This is a genomic window from Pseudomonas costantinii, assembly GCF_001870435.1.
Lineage (GTDB): Bacteria > Pseudomonadota > Gammaproteobacteria > Pseudomonadales > Pseudomonadaceae > Aquipseudomonas > Aquipseudomonas costantinii.
In genome coordinates, this window is the sequence record NZ_MDDR01000018.1 from 1 (window position 1) to 25,983 (window position 25,983).

Below are 25,983 nucleotides of genomic sequence, written 5' to 3' on the forward strand. Positions count from 1 at the left end.
GGGAATGCCGCCCCGGACGCTCCGCGTCCCGCCTCAAGCGATGAGGTCGAGTTCTGGGCAAGGTGACGCGAAGCGTCACGGGATGCATTCCTTTGCTGCGCGTGGGAACGATCTTCATCTCAAGCAGCCGGGTGGGCGTTATCCAATGCTGTGTTCACCAGCAGTTGCACACCTTCCAGCATTCGGCAGATACCCAGCGCGAGATTACGTTGAGATCCTTCGATTTCAAACGCCAGATGGTTCGCGATATCACTGATGGACGCCAGGTCCTGTGACGCGTTGACCAGCAAGGTTTCCGTGCCCAGATCGGCGCGCACGGTGAAGATGCCTTCGCTGGGTTCGGGTATTGGTTTTCCGGGATTGAGGTAGTGGTTGATCGCGCGGTAGGCCACTTCGTGCAGGGTACTTGTGTCGAAGTCTTGATGGCTTGGGGGATTTGGGCTGTCTTTAATCATGGTGGAACTCCTAGTAGTGGAGCTGCCAGGATTCGCGGTCAAACGAAATAGGGTGGCAGCTATACGCGGGTTGACCGACCGGTACTAGGAACCCGGCATACCCTAAGGTATCCCGCGTACAGCTGCCGCGACACGATACATCAGACGAAAAAAAAACGCCTGAATCAGTGTTGGTGCAGTGTTCCTAATAAGTCGGACGGTCAAATCCGGTCGCTGAATTGGCAGCGACAGCGGAGAGGTTAGTCAGCACAGTTCCGAGCGACAACCTGAAAGATGCGTCGGAAAAGTCCTATAAGTCCATGGCCAATCGCCTTTATGTCGATTGCCAAGAGCAGGTTTGAATGCGCCACAGGTTAGGCGTTCGTTGGTTAGGCAGACGAGCATCGGATGCTTAATCAAGCGTCTCTCCCTGAGGCGCAGAGCGCGCCTTCGGCCAAGGCAAAATCATCCCGACCTCAGCCTGATACCGTCTGTACCGGTCTCCAAACAGCACCACAAGATCCTGCTCTTCGAGGTAGGCACCGATGAAGATGTAGAGCGACATCCACACCGCAAACAGCAGGTGGCCTGCCGTCATATGGGGCGTGGCCCAGAAGGCGATCAGGAACCCCAGGTAAAGCGGGTGGCGGACATTTTTGTAGAGCAGCGGCGTTCTAAAAACCGGGGCGCTTTGCGCGGTGTTGCGCCAGCGGTCGATGGCCTGCTTGAGCCCGAAGAGTTCGAAATGGCTGATCAGCACGGTGGCCAGTAAGGTAATTCCCCAACCTAGCCAAAACAGGCCGGTCAATGCTGCCCTGGCCCAGCCTGCGTCAACGTTCCAGACCGTGAACGTAATGGGTTGCCACAGCCAGAACATCAGCGTGAACACCAGGCTGCTGAGCAACACATACGTGGAGCGTTCAACCGGTGCAGGAATGAACCGGGTCATCCACGTTTTGAAGCGTTTGCGTGCCATCCCGGAGTGCTGGATGGAGAACACCAGGAGCAGAGAACAGTTGATCAGTAAGGCGATTGGCCAGGCGATGAGGGGGCCGTCGTCAATGTGCTTGGGCACCCCCACGCGGCCCAAGAATCCCATCAAATACAAAAAAACCAACAAGAAAAACAGATAGCAAGAGCTGCTGTATACCAGGCCAGCCAGGCGGGTCGCGAGGCTGTTTGTGTTTTCTTCGAGAGGCATGGACGAATCCTTTCGTGCATGGTGAACGGGTAAGCAAACCCCGCAGGGCTGTCAATCGACAACTGAGTTCGATTGATCAAGGCTAGCGGGGGATAGGGCCTTTGTCATGGTTGAAAACTGACAGTTCTTTAGACTGTTTGGCGATTGGCCCTCAACTGATATTCAACCGATCCAGCAGGCTGTACCACGCCACGCCCGCGCCAATGTAAAACCGCTGCAACCCATGCATCGGCAAGCGCTGCAGCGGCGTCACCGGGTAGGCAAACTCCGCGTTGCCGTCACACAAGCGCCCAGCCAATTGCTGCCCCAGGCTGGTACACAACGCAATCCCGCGCCCGTTACAGCCCAACGCCAAGGTCAGCCCCGGCGCGGGCTCGTGAACATGGGGCATAAAGTCGCGGGTGATCGCGATGCGTCCGGCCCAACGGTACTCGAACTCCAATGGCCCCAACTGCGGAAACAGCAGTGCCAGGGATCGCTCCAGGTGCGCAAAATCAGCCGGTGCGGTGGGGTCGTTGAACAGTCCGCGTCCGCCCATCAACAAGCGTCCATCACTGTCTTTGCGAAAGTACAGCAGCAGGCGTTGTGCGGTGGATACGGTTTCCTGTCCCGGCAAAATGCTCTGCGCCGCGCGCCCACTCAAGGGTTTGGTTGCGACGATAAAACTGTTGGCCGCCAGAATGCTCTGCGCCATGCCCGGCCACAGGTTGTCGCTGTAGCCGTTGGTTGCCAGCACCACTTGATCGGCGATCACCTGTGCGCCGCCAGCGGTCTGCAATTGCCAACCCGAACCCTGACGCTGCAACCCGGTTACGGCGCTGTGGCCATGAATCTGCACACCCGCGGCCAACGCCGCGGCCACCAACCCACGGGCATACGCCAACGGCTGAATCGCACCGGCGCGCCCGTCCAGCCAACCGCCGGCGAACGCTTCACTGCCCATGCGCGAGGCGACTGTCGCTGCATCCAGCTTCTGCACGGGCACACCTCGGCGAGCCCATTGCTCCGCCCGCGCATGCAACCCGGCGACGCCTTTTTCAGTGTACGAAACCTGCATCCAGCCCTTACGCACCGGCGTGCAATCAATGCCATGGCGTTCGATCAACTTGAACACCAGGTCCGCCGAATTCGACACCGTTGAGATCAGCGGTTCGGCACGCTCAGCGCCATACATCTGCACCAACTGCTCCGGGTCGTATTTGAGCGTGGGGTTGACCTGCCCACCATTGCGCCCTGACGCGCCCCAGCCCGGCTCGTTGGCCTCCAGCACACAGACGCTGACGCCGCGCTCGGCCAAGTGCAGTGCCGTCGACAAACCGGTATAGCCGGCACCGACAATCGCCACGTCAACCTTTACCGATTCGCTCAATGCCGGTGTCGGCACCACTGAAGGCGCAGTCGCTGACCACAAAGACTTCATGACAGGCTCCGCGTATCACCGGTGGGGTGCAGTACGCGCCGCAGGAAATCCTGGGTGCGCGGTTGTTGCGGGTTGCCCAGCACTTGCTCGGCCGGGCCGCTTTCGACGATGTAACCGCCATGGAGGAAGCACACGCGGTCGGCGACTTCGCGGGCAAAACCCATTTCGTGGGTGACCACGATCATGGTCATGCCTTCGTCAGCCAAGGTGCGCATCACCGCCAGTACGTCGCCCACCAGTTCCGGGTCGAGCGCCGAGGTGGGTTCGTCGAACAGCATGGCTTCGGGTTTCATCGCCAGGGCGCGGGCGATGGCCACGCGTTGTTGCTGGCCCCCGGAGAGTTGTTCCGGGTAGGCGTCGGCCTTGGCCGACAGGCCGACTTTTTCCAGCAGCACCAAGGCTTCCGCGCGGGCCTGCTTGAGTGGTTCGCCTTTGACGTACACCGGGCCTTCCATCACGTTTTCCAGCACGGTACGGTGGGGGAATAAATTGAAACGCTGGAACACCATGCCCATACGGCTGCGCAGCGCGTGCACGGTCTTGCTGGCGCGCTGCACGGTTTCGCCGAACACGTTGATGGTGCCGCCGTCGTAGGCTTCCAGCGCGTTGATGCAGCGCAGCAGGGTGGATTTGCCCGAGCCCGACGGGCCGATCAGGCACACCACTTCGCCCTTGGCCACGTCGAGGTCGACGCCATGCAGCACGCGATGGCTGCCGTAGTGTTTTTGCAGTTGGCGTATCTCGATCATGCTTTTTTCCTCCGGCCCAGGTGTTGTTCCATACGACGCAGGCCATACACCAGCGGCAGGCTCATCAGCAGGTAGAGCAGGGCGACCAGGGTGTAGACGGTCATGTTCTGGAAGGTTGACGAGGCGATCAGTTGGCCCTGGCGGGTCATCTCGGCGACGGTAATAGTCGACACCAAGGATGAGTCCTTGAGCATCATCACCAGCGTGTTGCCGTAGGGCGGCAGGGCGATGCGAAACGCTTGCGGCAGGATCACCCGGCGCATCATCAACACCGAGCGCATGCCCAGCGCTTCAGCAGCTTCACGCTGGCCTTGTTCGACGGCGATGATGCCGGTGCGGAAGTTCTCGGCCTGGTACGCCGAGTAGGCGATGCCCATGCCGATTACACCCGCATAGAATGCCGTGAGGTGCACGCCCATGTCCGGCAACACGAAGTAGATGTAGAACAGCTGCACGATGATCGGCAGGCCACGGATCACGTTGATGATGGTGCTCGCCGTCCACGACAACGCGCGGATCGGCGACAGCTTGAGCAACGCCAGCACCAGGCCGATTGCACTGCTGAGCAGGAACGACAGCACGGTGATCTGGATTGTCACCCAGGCGCCTTGCAGCAAAATCGGCAGAAAATCCTGGGCGTTTTGCAGGAACTCTGTCAGGTTCATTCCAGCCCCCACTTCTTGAGGATGCTGTCCAGGGTGCCGTCGGCCTTGATGCTGGCGATGGCGGTGTTCAGGCGATTAAGGGTTTCAGCATCGCCCTTGCGCACCACCAGACAGACCTCGCCGACGTTGCTGGGCTTGTAGTCAGGGGCCAGCTTCACGCCTTTGAACAGCTTCTGGCGGATTTGGTAGGCGACCACTGGTTGGTCGCCGACGGCAGCCTTGATGCGGCCCAGGGAGAGGTCGCGGACCATTTCGCCGATGGAGTCGTAGGTGCGGATTTCCTTGAAGATGCCCAGCTTGTTGAGTTGGTCGTAGAAGATGGTACCGGCCTGCACGCCGACGACTTGATCCTTGAGCGGCATCAGGTCGGGGTAGGTGGCATTGTCATCGGCGCTGACGATCAGGCCTTCACCGTAGGCGTACACCGGGGCGCTGAAGTCGACGACCTTGGTGCGCTCCTCAGTCTTGAGCATGCCGGCGGAAATGAAGTCCAGCTTGCCGGAGGTGAGGGACGGAATCAGCGCGGCGAAGTTGGTCTGTTCGATCTGGCTGGTAAAGCCCCCGGCCTTGCCCACTGCATTGGCCACATCGACCATCACGCCCTGAATGCTGTTGCTCTTGATATCGAGGAAGGTAAACGGCGAGCCACTGGCGGTTGCACCGACTTTGTACGAGGCCGCACTTTCTGCGTGCACTGCTGTAACGCAAAGCGTGGCGCATAGACCGAAGGCAAGGCGGCGAAACAAGGGCGAAAGACTGTTCATCGGGTTACTCCAGAAGGAAAACGGAAAGTCAGTACCGCGAGCGGCTGCCGATGAAAACGCAAGCTCTATGCCATTTCGATCAAAATAAATCGTTTATCGACATGCAAAATATACAAAATGAACTATTCGTATCGATATGCGATATTTAATGGTCTATTTTTGTGATTTGAGGTAGAAATATCGCCACGCCTGATCGACCTGACCGTGAGTTCGCCATGTCCGAAGAACGCAACAGTTTGCACAACCAATCCCTGGAAAAAGGCCTGTCGGTACTCAAGGCATTCAGCGCACAGCGCCGCAGCATGAGCCTTGCAGAGGTGGCCGAGGCTGCCGGCATGACCAAAAGCTCGGCCCAGCGCATGGTGTTTACCCTCGAAAGCCTGGGTTACCTTCGGAAACACCCCCGCACACGCCATTACCAACTCACACCCCGGGTGCTGGAGTTGGGCTTCAGTTATCTGGATGCGCATTCGTTGATCGAAGTGGCCAACCCGTTTTTGTCCGAGTTGACGCGGTTGACCGGCGAGACGTCGTGCCTGACCGAGCCTGCGGGTTACGACATGACTTATATCGCACGCTTTGTCAGCTCGGGGTTTGTGCCGGTGCATATGCCGATTGGTTCGAGGGTGCCGATGTATTGCACGGCGTCGGGGCGCGCGTATTTGAGCGCGTTGCCGCAGGATGAGGCGCTGGCGTTGATCGAGAATAGCCAGCGGGTGGCGCACACCAGCCATACATTGACCGATGTGGATCGGATTCTGGAGTCACTGCAATTAGTGAGAGAGCAGGGCTATGCGGTGAATACGCAGGAGTTGTTCCTGGGTGACATGACGATTGGTGCGCCGGTGCTGGGTGCCAATGGTCGACCGGTCGCGGCGGTGCATGTGGTGGCGCCCACCAGTCGGTGGAGCCGGGCGGATGCGGAGAAACAGTTGGCGCCGGCGTTGTTGCAGTGTTCAAGGGCGTTGAGTAACTCAGCCCGAAATTTGGAATAACTAACGCTACAAATCCAAATGTGTTCTGAAAGTTTCCACATGCCCAAACAAAAAATGCGCCCCTGAGGGCGCATTCTTTTGTTCAGTCAACAATCACCCTCAGGCAATCGCATCCCAAGCACGATCACCATTCTCGTCTTTAATCCGAGTCGGCAATCCCATCACATCCAGCGCCTTCAGGAACGGCTCAGCCGGCAGTTCCTCAACGTTGGCCATGTGCTTTACATCCCACTCGCCACGCGCCACCAACAGGGCCGCAGCCACTGGAGGAACGCCTGCGGTGTAGGAGATGCCCTGGCTGTCGGTTTCGGCAAAGGCTTCTTCGTGGCAGGCCACGTTGTAGATGAAGACTTCGCGCGGCTTGCCATCCTTGGTGCCTTTGACCAGGTCGCCGATGCAGGTCTTGCCGGTGTAGCCAGGGGCGAGCGAAGACGGGTCGGGCAGCACGGCCTTGACCACTTTCAACGGCACCACTTCCAGGCCTTCGGCGGTTTTGACCGGTTTTTCGGAGAGCAGGCCGAGGCTATTCAGCACGGTGAACACGTTGATGTAGTGTTCGCCGAAGCTCATCCAGAAACGCACGTTGGGCACGTCGAGGTTTTTCGACAGCGAGTGCACTTCATCGTGGCCGGTCAGGTACAGGTTCTGCGAACCGACTACCGGGAGGTCGTCGGTGCGTTTGACTTCGAACATGGTGTTGCTGGTCCACTGGCTGTTCTGCCAGCTCCACACCTGTCCGGTGAACTCGCGGAAGTTGATTTCCGGGTCGAAGTTGGTGGCGAAGTATTTGCCATGGGAGCCGGCATTGACGTCGAGAATGTCGATCGAATCAATGCGGTCGAAATGCTGTTGCTGCGCCAGCGCGGCATACGCGTTGACGACACCCGGGTCGAAGCCCACGCCAAGGATGGCGGTGATGTTCTTCTGTTTGCACTCTTCCAGGTGGTTCCACTCGTAGTTGCCGTACCACGGCGGGGTCTCGCAGACCTTGCCCGGCTCTTCGTGGATGGCGGTGTCCAGGTACGCAACGCCCGTATCGATGCAGGCACGCAGTACCGACATGTTGAGGAACGAGGAACCTACGTTGATAACGATCTGCGATTGTGTCTCGCGGATCAGGGCCTTGGTCGCTTCCACGTCCAGGGCGTTCAGCGCAAAGGCTTGGATGTCGGCGGGAACCTTGAGGCTACCCTTGGCCTTGACGCTGTCGATGATGGCCTGGCATTTGGAGATGTTGCGCGACGCGATAGCAATACGACCGAGTTCGTCGTTGTGCTGCGCGCACTTGTGGGCCACCACCTTGGCGACACCTCCTGCACCAATGATAAGAACGTTCTTTTTCAATTGCTTTATTTCTCCTATATCCGCCAGCTTAAGAAAGGCTGGACAGGTAGTCGTCGTAACCAAATTCACGAACCACCTCGACTGTACCGTCGAGTTGTTTCACTACGATGGACGGCATTTTCAGGCCGTTGAACCAATTTTTCTTGACCATGGTGTAGCCCGCGGTGTCGATGAACGACAGCCGATCGCCGATGGCCAGCGGACGATCAAATTGATACTCACCGAAGATGTCCCCGGCCAGGCAGGATTTACCGCACACCATGTAGGTGTGTTCACCCTCGCTCGGTGCCAGCTTGGCGTTGAGGCGGTAGATCAGCAGGTCCAGCAGGTGGGCTTCGATGGAGCTGTCTACCACGGCGAGGTTCTTGCCGTTGTAGAGGGTGTCGAGCACGGTGACTTCCAGCGAGGCGCTGTTGGTGATCGCCGCTTCGCCGGGTTCCAGGTAAACCTGCACGCCGTACTTCTCGGAGAACGCCTTCAAGCGTGCGCAGAATGCGTCGACGGCATAGTCTTCACCGGTGAAGTGGATGCCGCCGCCGAGGCTGACCCACTTGACCTTGTGCAGCAGCTCACCGAAACGCTCTTCGATGACGCCGAGCATCTTGTCGAACAGGCTGAAGTCGCCGTTCTCGCAGTTGTTGTGGAACATGAAGCCTGAGATCTGATCAATCACGCCTTCGATCTTCACTGGGTCCCATTCGCCCAAACGGCTGAACGGACGCGCCGGGTCGGCCAGCAGGTAGTCGGAGCTGCTGACCTGCGGGTTCACACGCAGGCCACGCACCTTGCCTTCGGAGCGTTCGGCAAAGCGCTGCAGTTGGCTGATGGAGTTGAAGATGATCTTGTCGCAGTTATCCAGCATCTCTTCGATTTCATCGTCGGCCCACGCCACGCTGTAGGCGTGCGCTTCACCTTCGAACTTCTGGCGACCGAGCTTCAACTCATACAGCGACGAGGAGGTGGTGCCATCCATGTATTGCTGCATCAGGTCGAACACCGACCAGGTGGCAAAGCACTTGAGCGCTAGCAGGGCCTTGGCGCCGGACTGTTCGCGCACGTAAGCAATCTTCTGCATGTTGACCAGAAGCTTCTGTTTATCGATGAGGTAGTACGGCGTTTTGATCATTTTTGAGAGCCTGCGGCGGTGCCTGCCAAAAAAGGACACGCATTGTGCCCGCACTTGGATCAGATCGGAAGGTTAGTGGGCGGATTTTGCCGGTATCACTTTCAGAACCGCCTATAAGTCTGGCGACTTCTCGTGACTGTTTATCGGATGACGGCGCAAATACTCGGCCATGGCGGCGAAGCGTTGTCGGGTTTCATGTTCGAAGAGGCGGTTGGCCAACGGGTCCAACAGCCAGCCGAGCCAGCGTGGGCGCAGGCGGACGTTGAAAGTATAGATCAGCTCTGACGTGGCGTTATCCAGGTCACGGTGACGCATGGATGCTGACCACCCGTCGAACCACCCGGCAGGTTCCACCAAGACGGCGGCGGCAACCTTGGCGGGCACATAGTTGACGAAGCGTGTGCGCATCGCGAAATAGCGTTTCCAGCCACGCCCTTGGTTAAAGGTAATTGCGTTCTTGTAGGGATGGCTACCGCCGCCTTCGACGCCTGCGCGGGACAGCAGCGTGTCCCACTGCATACGCACACTGTGGTTATGGAACGCCTCGAACGTCTGGGCGGCACTGGCTGGCATAACCAGCGTGATGCGGCGTTGGCTCATGGCGTGCTCTCGACGAGGGTGCTGGTGAAGCCCCAACGTTGAAACTCTGCGGTGAATTCGTCCAACTGCAGAAAGTCGAGGCAAGGGAAAGCACCCGTCTGCGGGAGCTGGTTTTTCGCCAGCTTGAGTGCCAGCAGCAAGGTTGCCATGCACGGGATCTCCGGGCCATCGCCGCCAGGTGCAGTCAGGTGCCAGGTCAGCGCGCCGGGTTGGCCATTGCTGCGCAGGCCTTGCACGTTGACTTGCATTGCACCGGTCTGACTGCCGAAACGGTCGAGAACGCGACTGGAGAAGGCGTCCAGTTGGGCGGCGTAGCGGCTGATCGGCAGGGGTACGCCAAGGCGGCGCAGGGCGGCGGCCAGCCACAGGGCCACGTGTTGGATGGGCAGTTCGAGGGCGGCATGAAACGCTACGTCGCGTACGCCCGGGTAACGCGTTGGGAAAAGTGCCAGGTCCGGCACATCGCAGGCCGCGCCCCAGCGTTTGCCGATCTTCGCGAAGTTGAAATGACGCATATCCTGCCAGCCAAAGTGTCGAGTCCAGGCGCCGTTGTTCCAGCGTTCGAATGCGATGCCCGCATAACCGAACACCGCCTGGATGGTCGCGACTCCACGGCTGGCCTGTTGGCCGGGGGCAATGACGGTCTGGATGCTGTCGATGCGACTAAAGGATTGGGCCAGATGATCGACCACTGCTGAGGACAGGCCCGGCACGCTGCTGGCGCCCGATATAGCGATCACGCCGGCCGCTTTCGCCTCGGCATCGACATTGGCCGCGAACTGGGCAACAAATTCCCGGCCATCGGCGAGATCCAGATAGTGCGCCCCGGCCGCACACGCCGCCTTGGCCACGCGGTAATCCTGGCCTTGAAAAGGCCCCGCACAATGTATGACCAATCCCGGTTTGGCCTCGGCCAGGCGTTGCTCAAAGTCGGCAGCGCCGATATCCAAGGGCAGCGTGGCCACGCGCTGGCCGTCGTTGAGTGTGTGCAGGCCTGAGCGGGAGCTGCGGCTGGCGGCGATCACTTCGATACCCGGCTCAGAGGCCAGGCGCCGACAGATACGCAGCCCGAAGTTGCCGAGGCCTCCGATGACGATGACGCGCATTATTCTTCCTTGAGGGATAGGACTAGACCGGCAGTATAAGGCCAGTCGGTTTGGGCAGGGTCGTGGGTTTGCAGAGAGGCCTGCGCTGCCATCAAACCGTCATCTACCCACCACTTCACTGCCACATTCCCCGGTTAATGTCCTCGCCAATGAGATCGATCTCAAGCGAGTGACAATGACTGACCTGAAAGACGTTGCGCGGCTGGCCGGTGTATCCCGCGCCACCGCCGCCCGTACCTTTGCCTCCCCCGAGCAGGTGCGCCCGACCACCCGTGAGCAGGTCTTCGCCGCCGCCCGCGAGTTGGGCTTTCGCCCTAACTTGCTCGGCCGCCAACTGCGCCTGCAAACCACCCAGTTGATTGGCGTGGTGGTACCGAACCTGCTCAACCCGGTGTTCGCCGAACAGTTCCAAGCGATGGAGCGCGCAGCGCGGCTGCGTGGCTACAGCCTGTTGCTGGCGACGACCGACTACAGCAGCGAGCGCGAATGCATCGTGGTGGAAGAACTGCTGCGCCAGCGCGTCGATGGCCTGGTGCTGACGGTTACCGATGCTGAGAGCAACAGCGTACTCAGCAGCCTCAATACCGAACAAACGCCGTTTGTGCTGGCGTATCACCAACCGAGCAACCCCAACTACAGCGCGGTGTCGGTCGACAACCGCGCGGGCATGGCCCTGGCCACGCGCTACCTGCTGGACGCGGGGCACCGGCGTATCAGCATGGTCGCCGGCCCTGCGCTGCAGTCTGACCGTGCGCGCCTGCGCTACGCGGGGTATTGCGATGCGATGAAGGCATACGGCCTGAAAAGCCGCCCGGTGATCGAAATGCCCGCGCACACCAGAGCCGAGTTCGCTGCCATCGCGCCGTTTCTCCAAGGCCCCCAGGCGCCCACCGCGTTGGTGTGCTCCAACGATTTCCTGGCCATCAGCCTGATCGCCGAACTGCGCCGTAACGCCTGGAATGTGCCCGAGCAACTGTCGGTGATGGGCTTTGACGGCATCGCCCTCGGCACCCAAATGCACCCGACCCTGTGCAGCGTGGTGCAGCCCATCGCACTGCTGGCCAGCACCGTGATTGATCAACTGCTGGCGCAAATCGCCGGCAACGCCCCGATTTCCCATTGCCTGCCTTGCCATATCCGGCCGGGCGAAAGCACTCAACCCCATGAGGAGACGCTTGATGCGCGCGTTCAATAAAACCCTGGCAGCCGTGCTGCTGTGCGGTGTGGCCAGCCTGGCCCAGGCCGCCGAAACTGCGATTTGCTACAACTGCCCGCCGGACTGGGCTGACTGGGGCACCCAGCTCAAGGCCATCGCCGCCAGCACTGGCGTGCAAGTGCCGCTGGACAACAAGAACTCCGGCCAGTCCCTGGCGCAGTTGGTGGCAGAGAAGGCGGCGCCGGTTGCGGACGTTGTGTACTACGGTGTGACCTTCGGCTTGCAGGCGCAAAAGGCTGATGTGGTCGGCAGCTATAAACCTAAAGGTTGGGAGCAGATACCCGCTGGCTTGAAAGACCCGGCCGGCCACTGGTTCGCGATCCACTCCGGCACGTTGGGCATCATGGTCAACGTTGATGCCTTGGGCGGCTTGCCGGTGCCACAAAGCTGGGCCGACCTGCTCAAGCCTGAGTACAAAGGCATGGTCGGTTACCTGGACCCGTCCAGCGCGTTCGTCGGCTACGTGTCGGCGGTGGCGATTAACCGTGCCCTGGGCGGCGACCTGGACAACTTCGCCCCGGCCATCGACTACTTCCAGAAGCTGGCGAAAAACGCGCCCATCGTGCCCAAGCAAACCGCCTATGCGCGGGTGCTGTCCGGTGAGTTGCCGATTCTGGTGGACTACGACTTCAACGCCTACCGCGCCCGCTACAAAGACAACGCCAACGTCGCTTTCGTGATTCCCAAAGAAGGCAGCATCAGCGTGCCCTACGTCATGAGCCCAGTGGCCAACGCACCGCACCGCGCGAATGCCGAGAAGGTCCTCGACTTCGTACTCTCCGATGAGGGCCAGGCGCTCTGGGCCAAGGCCTACTTGCGCCCGGTGCGCCCAATGAAGATGCCGGCCGATGTCGCCGCGCAGTTCCTGCCTGACAGCGACTACGCCCGCGCCGGTGTGGTGGACTACCAAAAGATGGCCGCCGTGCAGGAAGCGTTCGCCGCCCGTTACCTGAGCGAGGTCAAGTAAGTGGCAGCGTCGGCTAAACAGGCAACCTGGGCCTTGGCCCCCGCGTTTGCCGTGCTGCTCGCCTTCTGGTTGTTGCCGCTGGCGCACCTGATAGTGCTCGGCACTGAAAGTCGCGACAGCCAAGGCAGCGGCTACTGGCAGGTGCTGAGCAGTGCACAGTATCTGGGCAGCCTCGGGCAAACCTTGCTCCTCGCACTGGTGGTGACCTTTGCCGCGTTGGTGGTAGGCGGTATCAGCGGGGTGTTCCTCGCCCGCCAGCAGTTTTTCGGGCGCTCGGCGCTGGTCGCGCTGCTGACGTTTCCGCTGGCATTTCCCGGGGTGGTGGTGGGCTTTCTGGTGATCCTGTTGGCGGGGCGCCAGGGCTTGTTTGCGTCCCTGGGCCTGCAACTGGCCGGTGAGCGCTGGATCTTTGCGTACTCGCTGGCGGGGTTGTTTGTGGGCTACCTGTACTTCTCGATCCCACGGGTGATCCTCACGGTGATGGCCGCATGCGAAAGCCTCGACCGCAGCCTGGAAGAAGCCGCTCATTCCCTGGGCGCCGGGCATTGGCGCGTGGTGTGCGACGTGATCGTGCCGGGCCTGGCACCCGCGCTGGCCTCGTGCGGGGCGATTTGCTTCGCCACGTCGATGGGCGCTTTCGGTACCGCCTTTACCTTGGGTACACGCCTGAATGTCACCCCGGTGGCGATCTACAACGTGTTCACCAACTACGCCAACTTTGCCGTCGCCGCTGCGCTGTCGGTGGTGCTCGGTGCCCTGACGTGGGCGGTGTTGCTGCTGACGCGACGCTTGGTGAAAAACGCGGGGACAGTCCTGTGAAACGCTCATCGCTGTTTGTGATTCAACTGCTGTTTACCCTGCTGGTCTGCGCGTTCATGTTGGTGCCGGTGTTGATGTCGCTGCTGGCCGGTTTGACGCGCAACTTTTTTGTGGGTGTGTCGAGCGGGCTGACCTTCGACTGGCTGATTCAGGTGTGGCAGGCCTATTCGCCGACCGTGTGGCTGTCGTTGCAACTGGCCCTGGCCTGCGCGGTGTGCGTCTGTGTGATCGGCGTGCCCGCGGCCTATGCCTTGGTGCGCATGAACAACCGCTTCAGCCGCGCTTTCGAGGAATTGATGGTATTGCCGGTGGCGATGCCGGGGTTGGCCAGTGCGCTGGCGTTGCTGCTGACTTACGGCCAGTTCGGCACGTTTCGCAGCAGTTGGTTATTCATCCTGGTGGGCCATGTGTTGTTCACTTTGCCGTTTCTGGTAAGACCGGTGATGGCGGTGATGCAGCGCCAACAACTGCCGGTACTGGAAGAGGCGGCGGCGAGCCTCGGCGCCGGACCGATCAAGCGCTTTTTCAGCGTGGTAGTGCCCAATTGCCGGGCGGGGATTCTCGCGGGCGTGCTGATGGTCGTCACCCTGTCGTTGGGTGAGTTCAACCTGACCTGGATGCTCCACACGCCGATGACCAAGACGCTGCCCGTGGGCTTGGCCGACAGCTATGCCTCGGCTCGCCTGGAAATCGCCAGCGCCTACACCCTTATCTTCTTGCTGATGATCGTGCCGCTGCTGATTGCGTTGCAGGCCATCAGTGCTCGTTTGTCCCGTGGAGAGCGTCGATGACCGCTATCACTATTCGCTTGCAGGGCTGCCGCAAGGCGTTTGCCGATGGCACCGTGGCCGTGCATGACTTGAATTTGACCGTCGAGGGCGGTGAAACCCTGGCGATTCTGGGCCCGTCCGGGTGTGGCAAAACCACGACCTTGCGCCTGATTGCGGGCTTGGAACGCCCGGATGTAGGCCAGGTTTTTTTCGGCGATCAGGACGTTACTCGCTTGCCCATCGAGCGTCGCGATGTGGGCATGGTGTTCCAGAATTACGCGCTGTTTCCCAACCTGGATGTAGCGGGGAATATCGTCTATGGCCTGAAGATTCGCGGCATGGCTGCGCTGGAGCGCAACAAGCGCTGCGAAGAGTTGCTGGAACTGGTGGGTTTGCAAAACCATGGCAAGCGCAGCATTCATGAGTTGTCAGGCGGTCAGCGTCAGCGCGTGGCCTTGGCTCGCGCTTTGGCGCCACGCCCGAAAGTGCTGTTGCTGGATGAACCGTTGGCAGCCCTCGATGCGCAATTGCGCGAGCGCCTGCGCAGTGAACTGGATCAACTGCTGCGCGGCCTTGGCATCACCTCGGTCTTCGTCACCCACGACCAGGGCGAAGCCATGGCCCTGGGGGATCGCATCCTGGTGATGGAGCAGGGGCGTGTCGCGCAACTGGCCAGCCCGCGGGAGATCTATCAGCAACCGGCCAACGCGTTCGTCGCCGGCTTTGTCGGCAACCTCAATGCATTTTCGGTGCTTGAACGTACGGCCCATGGCCTGAAGGTGTGCGGTGGTGAACTGCCATGGCAAGCCGTAGACGTACCTGCAACCGTGTACTGCCGCCCCGAACACCTGCGGGTGATGGAGAGCGAAGGGCACTTGCACGGCCATCTGGTGGCGCAGTTTTTCCAGGGCGCGCAAAGCCGCCTGTTGGTGGATATCGGCGGTGTGCAACCGCTGCTGGTGGACAGCAGCGACACCCCACTGCACACCGTCGGCGCGCCGATTGCCCTGGCGATCGCGCCGCACATGTTGTTCACCCTGAATGCGTGAGAGCTTATTTTGAATCGTCCGTTTCTTGTTGCACAGATCAGCGACCTGCACCTTAAAGCCGGCCAGCGCCTGACCTATGGCGTCGTCGATACGCTGGGGGCGTTGCGCCGTGCCGTCGATCATTTGAACGCCAGCCACCCTCGGCCCGATATTGTGGTGATCAGCGGCGATCTGGTGGATTTCGGTCGCGCCGATGAATACGCCGTGCTGCACCCCGAACTTGCGCGCCTGCACATGCCTTACTACCTGGTGCCGGGCAACCACGATACGCGTGGGCCGTTGCTCGAGGCGTTCGGCGATCATCTCTATTTGCCGAATTCGCCGGATGCGCCGTTGGATTGGGTGGTGGACGACTATCCGCTGCGGCTGATCGGTCTGGACTCCACCATCCCCGGCGGCCATGGCGGTCAGTTACTGGACAGCCAATTGCAATGGCTGGACGAACAGCTGGCGTTGCGCCCTGACGCACCGACCTTGCTGATCCTGCATCACCCGCCGTTTATCAGCGGCATCGGGCATATGGACCGCGAACCCTTTATCAACGCCGCCGCCCTTGAGCGCGTGGTCGCCCGTCACCCACAAGTGGAACGCCTGTTGTGCGGGCATTTGCACCGGCCGATGCAGCGGCGTTTTGGTGGCAGCTTGAGTTGTGTGTGCCCTGGCACCTCGCACCAGATCGTGCTCGACCTGCAAGAGGCCGCTCCCGCGCATTTCAACCTGGAACCGGCGGGTTACCTGCTGCACCGCTGGGATGCGCAGCACGGTTTGATCAGCCACAACGGCGTGTTTGGGGAATACCCGGGGCCGTACCCGTTTTATGACGCCCATGGATTGATTGACTGAGGTTTTACGGAGGTTCACTTCGCACAACTAAGTACGTAAACGCTCGTTAACGCACCGGCCAACTCAAGTTTGCCGAGTGCTTCCTGTTGACCTTTTTTTGCGCCCGGAACTTGGATTCCGCGCCGGAGTTCGTCCTGATGAAAGCGACTTTGAATGTGTTAAGCGTATTGACCGGCGGCCTGGGTATTGCCTTGAGCCCCTTGGCTTCGGCTGATTTTCTGAATGACAGTAAAGCCAACTTGAGCATGCGCAACTTCTACTTCAACAACGACAACCGTGATGGCGCCGCCGCACCGTCGAAGACCGAAGAGTGGGGCCAGGCATTTATCCTCAACTATCAATCGGGCTTCACCGACGGCACCGTCGGTTTTGGCTTGGACGCCGTCGGCATGCTCGGCGTGACCCTCGACAGCGGCGCCGGCCGCCACGTGGGCAGTTCGATGATCCCCAACGATGATGGCAAGGCGGCTGACAATTGGGCCCGAGGCGGCGCGACTGCGAAGGCGCGTTTCGCCAAGACCGAACTGCGCTACGGCTACCTGCGCCCGAACCTGCCGATCCTGGTGAGCAACGACGGCCGCCTGTTGCCGCAGTCCTTCGAAGGTGGGCAAGTCACCAGCAAAGACATCGACAACCTGACCTTGATCGGCGGTCAACTCCAGCACACCACCGGCCGTGGCTCCAGCGACAGCAGCGGCCTGGCGGCAGCGGGTGGCACCCAGGAAAGCAATAAATTCAACTACGCCGGTGCCGACTACCAAGTGAACAAGGACCTGATGGTCCAGTACTACTACGCCAACCTCGAAGACTATTACCAACAGCACTTCGCCGGTTTGATTCATGTATTGCCGCTGGGCGACTACGGCTCATTAAAAACCGACCTGCGTTACTTCAAGACCACCTCCGACGGTAAAAACAGCAGCGCTGCCGGTCGCGCCGAAGGTTACAAGTTCAGCGGCTATACCAAGAACGGCACCGGTGAAATCGATAACAACACTTGGAGCGCGGCGTTCATCTACTCCCTGGGACCGCACGCTATCACTGCGGGGTATCAGCAAGTCTCTAACGACAGCAACTTCGCCCAACTCAACCAGGGTGGCCTGGTGAACAAAGGCGAGGGCGGTTCCAGCCTCTATCTTTACACCGACCGTACCGTACAAACCTTTATCCAGGCGGGCGAACGCACCGCCTTCGCGCAGTACGCCTACGACTTCGCCGCGCTGGGCGTGCCCGGCTTGAAGGCCTCGATGATGTACTTGAAGGGCGACCATATCCTCACCGCCAGCGGCAACAACGCCAGCGAGTGGGAACGGGATATTTCCCTGGATTACGTGGTGCAGAGCGGCACGTTCAAGAATGTCGGGTTTGGCTGGCGTAACGGCGTCTCGCGCAGTGACGTGGCGCGGGACCAGGATCAGAATCGGGTGTTTGTGAATTATTCGATTCCGTTGATGTAAGTAGCCGAGTGGCACGGGCTTCAATTCAATATTGGGGTCCGTGCCTAGTCGCAGCTGTGGGGGGCTGCGCACCAGCCTGCCTTCGACTCAAGACAACTGTTCGTCTGCTTCTGGGCAATAAAAGGCGAGTCGAGCGTGCCCAGCGCGATCGAAATCCACTCCGGATAAAGCCCCTTGGCGTCAGACCAGAACAGCGACGATCCGCACTGTGAGCAGAATTGGCGAGTGACACCCTCGGAAGACGCATAGCTGCGAAGCACATCCGGTGAGGCATTGATGCTGACGGCTGACTTGGGAGCGCTGGCATACGTGGCGAATGCTGCGCCATGGCCTTTTTGGCATTTTTTGCAATGGCAGTGGGTGACGGCTTTAAGTTGAGTAGAAACCTGATAAGTGATCGCGCCGCAGAGGCAACTGCCTTGGGTCACTGCATCCATGTTGGCTCTCCTCCTATAAGAATCACAACGCTGAAAACTCCGCAGCTTAAATGTGGGAGCCGTCGAGCGCCAGCGAGGCCGCGATGGCGGCTGCACTACCAATAGAGATATTGCCTGACCCACCGCTATCGCAGCCTCGCTATCGGCCGGATGCCCCTTGTCTTCAAGTATTGGTCTTGAGTTTGGTCCACAAACGCGTGGCCAGGCGCGCTATCGCCGGGGGCAGGTCTTCGACGATAAACAATTTCTCCATCACACTTTTCGGCGGGTAGATCGCCGGGTCCTGCTTCACCGCCGGGGTCAGGAACTCATCCGCCGCGCTGTTGGGGTTGGCGTAGTGGATGCTGTTGCTGATGTTGGCGATGACCTTGGGCTCGAGCAGGTAATTCATGTAGGCGTAGGCGTTCTTTTCATGGGGCGCGGCCTTGGGCATTACCACCATGTCCAGCCACAGCGTCGAACCTTCTTCGGGGATCGAGTAGGCGATCTCGATGCCGTTCTTGGCTTCCTTGGCGCTGGCGGCCGCTTGCACCACGTCGCCGTTAAAACCGATCACCGCGCAGATATTGCCGTTAGCCAGGTCGCTGATGTATTTGGAGGCATGGAAGTACTGGATGTAAGGCCGAATCTTCAGCAGGGCCTCTTCGGCCTTTTTATAGTCGGCGGGCTCATGACTGTGGTGCGGCAGGCCCAGGTAGTTCAGGGTTATCGGCAGGATCTGCGTCGGGTTGTCGATGATTGCGACGCCACAGGTGCTGAGTTTTTTGATCGTGTCTTCATCGAAGAACATCTTCCAGGAGCGGGTAACGTCGGTGTTGCCGAAGATCGCCTTGATCTTCTCGACGTTGTAGCCGATGCCCGCCGTGCCCCACATATACGGGAAGCCGTACTGATTGCCGGGGTCGTTGGTCTCAAGCTTTTTCATCAAGACCGGGTCGAGGTTTTTCCAGTTCGGTAACTGGCTGCGGTCGAGCTTCTGTATCGCCCCGGCCTTGATCAGCCGTGACAGGAAGTGGTTCGAAGGGCTGACCACGTCGTAGCCGGTGTTACCGGTCATCAACTTGGATTCGAGCACTTCGTTGCTGTCATGAATGTCGTAGGTGGCCTTGACGCCAGTGGCCTGGGTGAAATTCGTGAGGGTGTCGTCGGCGATATAGCCGTTCCAGTTGGAGATGTTCACCGTTTCGGCAGCATAGCTGGCGACCGAAAACGCGCTGAGCATGACGGCCACGGACAATCGGTTGATAGGCATTTCATTTACCTTTTTTGTTTTAGATTTCTGAACGCGCACGCACGGCTTCGACGCGCATGCGCAGCAGGGCACCGAGGTCGAACAGTGGGCGCGGCGGCAACCAGCCGGGTTGCGCACGCTGGATGACCGATTGCAGTAACGGCGAGCTTTCCCCCGAGGCCCACTCCGCCATCAACCGGCCCCACAAGGTGCCGCGCGCCACCCCGGAACCGTTACAGCCGGCAATGGCGTACAGGTTGTTTTCGACCTTGGCGAAGTAGGGCTGGCCGGACCGCGACGCGCTAAGGTGACCGGTCCAGGTGTAGTGGATATCCTGCTCGTTGAGCCACGGAAAGCGCCGCTGTAAACCCCGCACATGGTGGTGTCGGCGCTGCAGCAAATCACCGTTGGACAAGTCTCGCGTACGGTACTCGGCGGTGTTGCGGATCATCACGCGCCGGTCAGGGGTCAGGCGTACAGTTGCCCCGAGTGGCCGTGTGGAGAGCACGCCCCAAGGCTCGGCGGCGCATTCTTTTTCAGTCAGCGGGCGGGTGAGGCTGGCGCTCAGTTCCATGGGGAAGGTGGCGCTGTGGTCCAGGCCAACGCGCGGGATAAAGGCGTTCAGGCACACCAGCACCTGGCGGGCTTCGATGTTCCCGGCGGGGCTTGTGGCGCGAAGTGCACCGTTGCTCATGCGCTCCAGGCCGGTGATGTCGGTGTTCTCAAACAGGCTGATATTTTCCGGTAGCGCCTCCAGCAAACCCTTCACGTATTTGGCCGGTTGCAGCAGGGCGTTGCCACCGCCGCACCAGATGCCGGCCTGGTAATGCGCGGTGCCGAGCTTCTGGCGCAGCGCATCGCCTTGCAGCAACTGCACAGATGCACCGAGGGCGCGCAGGGTGGCGAGTTTGGCGTCAACCTGGGTGAGTTTGTCGGCGTCATGCACGGCGAAGAAGTAGCCGTTGTCGCGAAAATCGCAGTCGATACCGTGGCGAGCGATGCGCTGGCGCACCTCGTCACTCGCGGCGCGGGAGATGGCGGTATCCACCTCAAAACCCGCGAAACCTGGACGGCCCATCAACTCGCTTTCGGCCGGATGCTCGTGAGCCACCACAAACCCCGAGTTACGCGCCGAGGCGCCTTGGGCCGCGCACTGGCGGTCGATGATTACGATGCGCGCTTGGGGGTGCATGGCCGCGAGGGTGTGGGCGGCGTTGAGCCCGGTGATACCGGCGCCGATCACCAGCCAGTCCGCCCGTTGCGTGCCCTGCAGGGCGGCGCGGGCGGGCAGGCGTTCGGTTTGGGCTATCCAGCCACAGATATTGTCCACGGTGACCTCGGTTGCATGCACTGTCTGCATGGATGATTTAAGTCGATGGCTAGAATTTATAGGCGCTTGGGTGATACAACCAACGTTATAAAATCATCCAGCTATTCGGAAAACGCATGGATAAGATTCGTCACGTACCGTCGTTGCAGGGCTTGCAGGCGTTGGTGGAAGTCAGCGACAGCGGCAGCTTCACGCACGCCGCGCAAACGCTGTGCCTGACCCAGAGCGCAGTCAGCCGCCAGGTCCAACAGCTGGAAAGTCACTTCGGCGTGTCGCTGTTTACCCGCACCAGCCGCAGCCTGCGTCTGACCGCCGAAGGCGAGCAGGTGTTGGCCAGTGCACGCAGTATTCTGGCGCAACTCAAGGTGCTGGAAGATCGGATCTCACCACAGAAACGCCCGTTCCGCATTCGCCTGCATGTGTCGCTGGCCGTGCGTTGGTTGCTGCCCAAGCTGAGTGATTTCTACCGGCTGCACCCGGATATTTCCCTGGCGATCGAGACCGTCGCCACCGAAGTGGTCGAACCCGCCAGCGACAGTGACGCTTACATTCAATACCTGCCCAAGCCGCCGAGTGATCCGGCGTGTCTGACGCTGTTCCAGGAAAAGTTGGTGCCGGTGTGTGCGCCCAACCTCGGGCCGTTGGCAACGCTGGAAGAGCTGCGTCAGGTTGCGCTGCTGCACCGTTCCGTCGACAAACAAGACTGGCGCGTATGGCTGGCCGCCAACGGCGCCGGAGCGCTGGAGGATTACCGGCATATTCCGTTCAATCTCGATGAACTGGCGCTGGACGCAGCCGCCCGTGGGCTGGGCGTGGCGATGACCGATTTGACCCTGGCCGCCGAATCCATCGAACGTGGTGTGCTGGTGGCCCCCCTGGGCGAACCCTTGGAAACGGGCGGGGTGTACGCGCTCTGCCCGCAACCGATGGCGGCGTCCCATCCAGGCTGTGCAGTGGTCATGGAGTGGTTCGCGCGACAAGCGCAGGGCTGAGTGAGAACCGAACTATAAACGTACAAGATTCACCGCAAACCCCCTCAGTAGACTCGTTGGACTTCTTCTACTGCAGGTTTTCCATGGACATCTTCCTCTACGCCTTCAGCGTCATGTACAGCCCCGGCCCGGTCAATTTCATGGGGCTCAATGCCGGGCTCACCGGCAAGTTCCGCGGCTCCACGGGGTTCTTCATCGGCGTGGGCTGCGCAATGCTGGTGCTGTTCGTGCTGTTTGGCTACACCGGCGAGGCGATCATTTCCCCGGCCGCGTTGCCCTACATCTCCCTGGTGGGCGGCGTGTACACGCTGTACCTCGCCTATCAGGTGTTCACGGCCCGCACGGTCGTGCCGCAGGAGGGTGAAGCCGCCTCACATGCACCGGCCAAAACCCTCACGTTCTGGAACGGCCTGGTGATCCAGTTGCTCAACCCCAAAGGCATCATGGCGGTGTTGCCGATCACCAGCGTGATGTTGCCGGCGGCGCATATTACCGGGGCGTCCATTGCTGGGGTGTCGGCCTTGCTGGCCTTCGGTGCGTTTGGCGCGCCGTGGGTTTACGCGCTGCTGGGCGCGGTGCTGGGGCGGCGAATTACCGGGCAATCAGCGTTCACGCTGTTCAACCGTTGCATGGGGGTGGCGCTGGCGGTATGCGCGTATTTCATGTTCCACGCGTTCTATTTGCACCTGATCGCAACGTGAGTAAATCTTGTGACCATCTAGAATAAAATGAGTTTGTCTCACTATGAGTGTCTGTCGACAATAGCTCCCATAAACGTACCTATTGGAGTTGTAAGTCATGGCAGTCGCTCATTCCCTTGGATTTCCGCGCATTGGACGCGATCGTGAACTGAAAAAAGCGCAGGAAGCGTTTTGGAAGGGCGAACTCGACGAAGCTGGCTTGCGTGCCGTAGGCCGTGATCTGCGCAAGACGCATTGGGCGCTGCAAAAGCAGGCCGGTATCGAGCTGCTGCCCGCCGGTGATTTTGCCTGGTACGACCAGGTGCTGACTCACTCGCTGATGTTCGGCGTGATCCCGGAGCGTTTCCGCCCAGCCGACGGCAAAGCCACCTTGCAAACCCTGTTCGGCATGGCCCGTGGTGTCAGCGATAGCTGCTGCGGCGGTGCCCACGCCCAGGAAATGACCAAGTGGTTCGATACCAACTACCACTACCTGGTGCCGGAATTCAGCGCTGACCAGCACTTCCACCTCGGCTGGGATCAACTGTTCGAGGAAGTGAAGGAAGCGCGCGACCTTGGCCACAACGTGAAACCGGTGGTGATCGGCCCGCTGACTTACCTGTGGTTGGGCAAGGCCAAGGGTGGCGACTTCGACAAACTCGAGTTGCTCGACCGCCTGCTGCCGCTGTACGGCCAGATTTTCCAGCGCCTGGCCGAGTTGGGTGTGGAGTGGGTGCAGATCGACGAGCCAATCCTGGTGCTGGACCTGCCGCAAGACTGGAAAAACGCCTTTGAGCGTGCCTACAACCAGATCCAGCGCGATCCGCTGAAAAAGCTGGTCGCCACTTACTTCGGTGGCCTGGAAGAGAACCTTGGCCTGGCCGCCAACCTGCCGGTCGACGGCCTGCACATCGACCTGGTGCGCGCCCCAGAACAGTACCCGACCATCCTCGACCGTCTGCCGGCCTATAAGGTGCTGTCCCTGGGCGTGGTCAATGGCCGTAACGTCTGGCGTTGTGACCTGGAAAAGGCCCTGGCCACTGTGCAGCATGCCCATGAGAAGTTGGGTGATCGTCTGTGGGTTGCGCCGTCCTGCTCGTTGCTGCACAGCCCGGTGGACCTCGGCCGTGAGGACAAGCTGGATGCCGAGCTGAAAAGCTGGCTGGCGTTTGCCGTACAGAAGTGCGCCGAAGTCGCGGTGTTGGCTCAAGCGGTTAACCAGCCGCAAGCGCCAAATGTGCTGGCAGCCTTGGCTGAAAGCCGCGCCGTACAAGCTGCTCGCGCTGCTTCGCCGCGTATCCACAAGCCTGCGGTGCAAGCCCGTGTGGCTGCGATTACCGCCAAGGACAGCAGGCGCCAGTCGCTGTTTGCGCAGCGTATCGAGAAACAACGTGCCGGCCTGAACCTGCCGCTGTTCCCGACCACCACCATCGGTTCGTTCCCGCAAACCGCGTCGATCCGCCTGGCGCGTCAGTCGTACAAGGCCGGCAAGTTGAGCGAGGCCGAATACGTCGAAGCGATGCACAGTGAGATCAAGCACGCCGTTGAGGTACAGGAAAACCTCGGCCTGGACGTGCTGGTGCACGGTGAAGCCGAGCGTAACGACATGGTCGAGTACTTCGCCGAGCAACTGGACGGCTACGTGTTCACCCGCTTCGGCTGGGTGCAGAGCTATGGTTCACGTTGCGTGAAACCGGCGGTGATCTTCGGCGACTTAAACCGCCCGAAGGCCATGACCGTGGAGTGGATCCGCTACGCCCAAGGCCTCACCCACAAGGTGATGAAGGGCATGCTGACGGGGCCGGTGACCATGCTGATGTGGTCCTTCCCGCGCGAAGACGTGAGCCGCGAAGTGCAGGCTCGTCAACTGGCGCTGGCGATTCGTGACGAAGTGGTTGACCTGGAAGCTGCCGGGATCAAGATCGTTCAGATCGACGAAGCCGCGTTCCGCGAAGGCTTGCCGTTACGCCAGGCGCAGTGGCAGCACTACCTGGACTGGGCCACCGAAGTCTTCCGCCTGTGCGCCTCCGGCGTGCGTGACGAAACCCAGATCCATACGCACATGTGCTACAGCGAGTTCAACGATGTGATCGAGTCCATCGCGGCCATGGATGCCGACGTGATCACCATTGAAACTTCGCGCTCGGACATGGAACTGCTGGACGCGTTCGAAGCCTTCGCTTACCCGAATGACATTGGGCCGGGCGTCTACGACATCCACTCGCCGCGTGTGCCGGAAGCGTCGGAAATGGCCAACTTGCTGCGCAAGGCAGCCAAGCGGATTCCTGCGGAGCGTTTGTGGGTGAACCCGGATTGCGGCTTGAAGACGCGTGGTTGGCCGGAGACTGAGGCGGCGTTGATTCATATGGTGACGGCGGCGCGTCAACTGCGGGCTGAGCTGGCCTGATTCCTGTGCCTAGCACGGTCTAAAAATGTAGGAGCTGGCTTGCCTGCGATTGCATCACCTCGGTATCACTGGCAGACCGAGGTGCCTGTATCGCAGGCAAGCCAGCTCCCACAGGTTTCTACAGGTATTTGAGCCAGGCCAAGTCGCGACGTCGCGCCTTGAGCCCGGCGAACCAGCGTACCGGCGGGTACAGCGCCAAAGGCAGCAACAGCGCAACCAGCCAGACGGCACCCATGCCATCGAAACCAAAGTAGTTACCATGGTTGAGCCCAAACAGCGCAACGCACGCGACGTAAAGGATTTTCAGCACGTACAGGTGCAGCAAGTAGAAGAACATCGGCGCTGCCCCGAACGTGGCAAGCAGGCCGATCCAGCGTTTTTGACCCGCACGTTCGAACGCCAGCAACAACAGCAAACCAACCCCCAACGTTAACGCCAGAAACAGCAGTGAAGGCGGGTACTTGGTCACGTTGAAAAAACTCATCAACGTCTGCACATCGCTGCCATACAGGTGCCAAGGCTTTTCACCGTAGCCATTGGCTGCACGCAGCACACCAAACCCGACCAACGCCCCCACACCCGCCAACAACAGATAACGCTGGCGCACGGCCGGTGACGTGACATTGGCGAACCACGGCCCCATGCCGTAACCCAGGGCAATCACGCCAATCCACGGCAGCACCGGATAGGTCGTGCGCAAGCGTAGGGTGTCGCTGATATCGATCCAACTGCGCTCGTGCAGGACCGCCCACGCATTTTGCAGCGTCGAACCCGGCGCGAAGTGCACGCCGTCGAGCAGGTTGTGCCCGGTAATGATCACCAGCGCCAAGGCGATCAGCAGCGGGCGCGGCAACCACACCAGCGCGGCGAGGGCGATCATGCTCACGCCAATCGCCCAGATCACTTGCATATAGATGACGCTGGGCGGCAACTGGAAGGTCCAGGCGAAGTTGACCAGGGTGAATTCCAGCACGACAAGGAACAGCCCACGCTTGAACAGGAACGCCGATACATCGCGACGGCCCTGATATTTCTGGCCGTACAACCAGGCGGACAAACCGGTGAGCAGCACGAACACCGGCGCGCACAGGTGGGCGAGGGTGCGGCTGATAAACAACGTGGGCTCGGTGCCGTCGATGTTCATTGGGTCGCTGACCTGGCGGTGCAGCAGGAAGGTTTCGCGTACGTGGTCCAGCAGCATAAACAGGATCACCAGGCCGCGCAGGGCGTCGATGGAGAGCAGGCGTTGGCGTAGGGGAACAGCGTCAGGCATGGGCGAGTTCACAGAGTAGGGCGGAAAAATTAACGTTATCCTATAACATTAATTTGCGCGTTGCCGCGTTTCGTTGTCCAGATTAGAATGCGATCAATTCTTAATTAC

25 protein-coding genes are annotated in these 25,983 nt (G+C 60.3%); 11 read left to right on the plus strand and 14 right to left on the minus strand.

The window, feature by feature from the left end; all coding sequences use genetic code 11:
- Positions 1–119: 119 nt before the first annotated feature.
- From BFL40_RS09850 to BFL40_RS09875, 6 genes are all read right to left on the minus strand, one after another.
- The gene (locus BFL40_RS09850; RefSeq protein WP_071483794.1) at positions 120–455 is read right to left on the minus strand and encodes a DUF6124 family protein; all 336 of its coding nucleotides are present in this window, start codon (positions 453–455) and stop codon (positions 120–122) included.
- A 391-nt stretch (positions 456–846) separates the two neighbouring features.
- Positions 847–1,635, minus strand: a complete 789-nt coding sequence (mddA, locus tag BFL40_RS09855) for a methanethiol S-methyltransferase (protein WP_071483795.1) — start codon at positions 1,633–1,635, stop codon at positions 847–849.
- Positions 1,636–1,786: 151 nt separating this feature from the next.
- The gene (locus BFL40_RS09860) at positions 1,787–3,055 is read right to left on the minus strand and encodes an NAD(P)/FAD-dependent oxidoreductase (RefSeq protein ID WP_071483796.1); all 1,269 of its coding nucleotides are present in this window, start codon (positions 3,053–3,055) and stop codon (positions 1,787–1,789) included.
- On the minus strand, positions 3,052–3,804 hold the full coding sequence (locus BFL40_RS09865) for an amino acid ABC transporter ATP-binding protein (RefSeq protein WP_071483797.1): 753 nt from the start codon (positions 3,802–3,804) through the stop codon (positions 3,052–3,054). The genes BFL40_RS09860 and BFL40_RS09865 overlap by 4 nt, the downstream gene beginning before the upstream one ends.
- Positions 3,801–4,469, minus strand: coding sequence for an amino acid ABC transporter permease (locus BFL40_RS09870; RefSeq protein WP_071483798.1), 669 nt, complete (start codon positions 4,467–4,469; stop codon positions 3,801–3,803). The genes BFL40_RS09865 and BFL40_RS09870 overlap by 4 nt, the downstream gene beginning before the upstream one ends.
- The gene (locus tag BFL40_RS09875) at positions 4,466–5,233 is read right to left on the minus strand and encodes an ABC transporter substrate-binding protein (protein ID WP_071483799.1); all 768 of its coding nucleotides are present in this window, start codon (positions 5,231–5,233) and stop codon (positions 4,466–4,468) included. Before BFL40_RS09875 ends, BFL40_RS09870 begins: the two co-directional genes overlap by 4 nt.
- A gap of 215 nt (positions 5,234–5,448) precedes the next feature.
- Between BFL40_RS09875 and BFL40_RS09880 the strand changes: the two genes are divergently transcribed.
- The gene (locus BFL40_RS09880; RefSeq protein WP_071483800.1) at positions 5,449–6,228 is read left to right on the plus strand and encodes an IclR family transcriptional regulator; all 780 of its coding nucleotides are present in this window, start codon (positions 5,449–5,451) and stop codon (positions 6,226–6,228) included.
- 99 nt (positions 6,229–6,327) lie between these two features.
- On the opposite strand, the gene BFL40_RS09885 is transcribed toward BFL40_RS09880, so the two are convergent.
- From BFL40_RS09885 to BFL40_RS09900, 4 genes are all read right to left on the minus strand, one after another.
- On the minus strand, positions 6,328–7,572 hold the full coding sequence (locus BFL40_RS09885) for a saccharopine dehydrogenase family protein (RefSeq protein ID WP_071483801.1): 1,245 nt from the start codon (positions 7,570–7,572) through the stop codon (positions 6,328–6,330).
- A gap of 28 nt (positions 7,573–7,600) precedes the next feature.
- Positions 7,601–8,698, minus strand: a complete 1,098-nt coding sequence (locus tag BFL40_RS09890) for a carboxynorspermidine decarboxylase (protein WP_071483802.1) — start codon at positions 8,696–8,698, stop codon at positions 7,601–7,603.
- 111 nt (positions 8,699–8,809) lie between these two features.
- Entirely contained in the window at positions 8,810–9,298 is a 489-nt protein-coding gene (locus BFL40_RS09895; protein ID WP_071483803.1) for a hypothetical protein, read from the minus strand.
- The gene (locus tag BFL40_RS09900; RefSeq protein ID WP_071483804.1) at positions 9,295–10,404 is read right to left on the minus strand and encodes a saccharopine dehydrogenase family protein; all 1,110 of its coding nucleotides are present in this window, start codon (positions 10,402–10,404) and stop codon (positions 9,295–9,297) included. Before BFL40_RS09900 ends, BFL40_RS09895 begins: the two co-directional genes overlap by 4 nt.
- Before the next feature lie 175 nt (positions 10,405–10,579).
- On the opposite strand from BFL40_RS09900, the gene BFL40_RS09905 reads away from it, so the two are divergent.
- The 7 genes from BFL40_RS09905 to BFL40_RS09935 all read left to right on the plus strand — a co-directional run bounded on the left by BFL40_RS09905 (position 10,580) and on the right by BFL40_RS09935 (position 17,525).
- Positions 10,580–11,599 carry a LacI family DNA-binding transcriptional regulator gene (locus BFL40_RS09905; protein WP_071483805.1) on the plus strand — a complete coding sequence of 340 codons (1,020 nt, stop codon included), beginning with the start codon at positions 10,580–10,582 and terminating at the stop codon, positions 11,597–11,599.
- Positions 11,583–12,587: an ABC transporter substrate-binding protein gene (locus BFL40_RS09910; RefSeq protein WP_071483806.1), complete on the plus strand. Its 1,005-nt coding sequence runs from the start codon at positions 11,583–11,585 to the stop codon at positions 12,585–12,587. The genes BFL40_RS09905 and BFL40_RS09910 overlap by 17 nt, the downstream gene beginning before the upstream one ends.
- Complete coding sequence (locus BFL40_RS09915) at positions 12,588–13,406, plus strand: ABC transporter permease (RefSeq protein WP_071483807.1); 819 nt, start codon at positions 12,588–12,590, stop codon at positions 13,404–13,406.
- Positions 13,403–14,197, plus strand: coding sequence for an ABC transporter permease (locus tag BFL40_RS09920; protein WP_071483808.1), 795 nt, complete (start codon positions 13,403–13,405; stop codon positions 14,195–14,197). Before BFL40_RS09915 ends, BFL40_RS09920 begins: the two co-directional genes overlap by 4 nt.
- Positions 14,194–15,225, plus strand: a complete 1,032-nt coding sequence (locus BFL40_RS09925) for an ABC transporter ATP-binding protein (protein ID WP_071483809.1) — start codon at positions 14,194–14,196, stop codon at positions 15,223–15,225. The genes BFL40_RS09920 and BFL40_RS09925 overlap by 4 nt, the downstream gene beginning before the upstream one ends.
- 9 nt (positions 15,226–15,234) lie before the next feature.
- Positions 15,235–16,068 (plus strand): phosphodiesterase, encoded by an 834-nt coding sequence (locus BFL40_RS09930; RefSeq protein WP_071483810.1) that lies wholly within the window; start codon positions 15,235–15,237, stop codon positions 16,066–16,068.
- Between the two features lie 137 nt (positions 16,069–16,205).
- Positions 16,206–17,525 (plus strand): OprD family porin, encoded by a 1,320-nt coding sequence (locus BFL40_RS09935; protein WP_071483811.1) that lies wholly within the window; start codon positions 16,206–16,208, stop codon positions 17,523–17,525.
- Positions 17,526–17,569: 44 nt separating this feature from the next.
- Here BFL40_RS09935 and BFL40_RS09940 read toward each other — a convergent pair whose 3' ends face one another.
- From BFL40_RS09940 to BFL40_RS09950, 3 genes are all read right to left on the minus strand, one after another.
- Positions 17,570–17,962 carry a GFA family protein gene (locus tag BFL40_RS09940; RefSeq protein ID WP_071483812.1) on the minus strand — a complete coding sequence of 131 codons (393 nt, stop codon included), beginning with the start codon at positions 17,960–17,962 and terminating at the stop codon, positions 17,570–17,572.
- Positions 17,963–18,125: 163 nt separating this feature from the next.
- The gene (locus tag BFL40_RS09945; RefSeq protein WP_071483813.1) at positions 18,126–19,214 is read right to left on the minus strand and encodes a polyamine ABC transporter substrate-binding protein; all 1,089 of its coding nucleotides are present in this window, start codon (positions 19,212–19,214) and stop codon (positions 18,126–18,128) included.
- Positions 19,215–19,233: 19 nt separating this feature from the next.
- Positions 19,234–20,523 (minus strand): NAD(P)/FAD-dependent oxidoreductase, encoded by a 1,290-nt coding sequence (locus tag BFL40_RS09950; protein ID WP_071483894.1) that lies wholly within the window; start codon positions 20,521–20,523, stop codon positions 19,234–19,236.
- 116 nt (positions 20,524–20,639) lie between these two features.
- Between BFL40_RS09950 and BFL40_RS09955 the strand changes: the two genes are divergently transcribed.
- The 3 genes from BFL40_RS09955 to metE all read left to right on the plus strand — a co-directional run bounded on the left by BFL40_RS09955 (position 20,640) and on the right by metE (position 24,602).
- Positions 20,640–21,515, plus strand: a complete 876-nt coding sequence (locus tag BFL40_RS09955; protein WP_071483814.1) for a LysR family transcriptional regulator — start codon at positions 20,640–20,642, stop codon at positions 21,513–21,515.
- An 83-nt stretch (positions 21,516–21,598) separates the two neighbouring features.
- The gene (locus tag BFL40_RS09960; protein WP_071483815.1) at positions 21,599–22,216 is read left to right on the plus strand and encodes a LysE family translocator; all 618 of its coding nucleotides are present in this window, start codon (positions 21,599–21,601) and stop codon (positions 22,214–22,216) included.
- Between the two features lie 97 nt (positions 22,217–22,313).
- Entirely contained in the window at positions 22,314–24,602 is a 2,289-nt protein-coding gene (gene metE, locus BFL40_RS09965; protein ID WP_071483816.1) for a 5-methyltetrahydropteroyltriglutamate--homocysteine S-methyltransferase, read from the plus strand.
- A 118-nt stretch (positions 24,603–24,720) separates the two neighbouring features.
- On the opposite strand, the gene BFL40_RS09970 is transcribed toward metE, so the two are convergent.
- The gene (locus BFL40_RS09970) at positions 24,721–25,875 is read right to left on the minus strand and encodes an acetyltransferase domain-containing protein (protein ID WP_071483817.1); all 1,155 of its coding nucleotides are present in this window, start codon (positions 25,873–25,875) and stop codon (positions 24,721–24,723) included.
- Between the last annotated feature and the right edge of the window lie 108 nt (positions 25,876–25,983).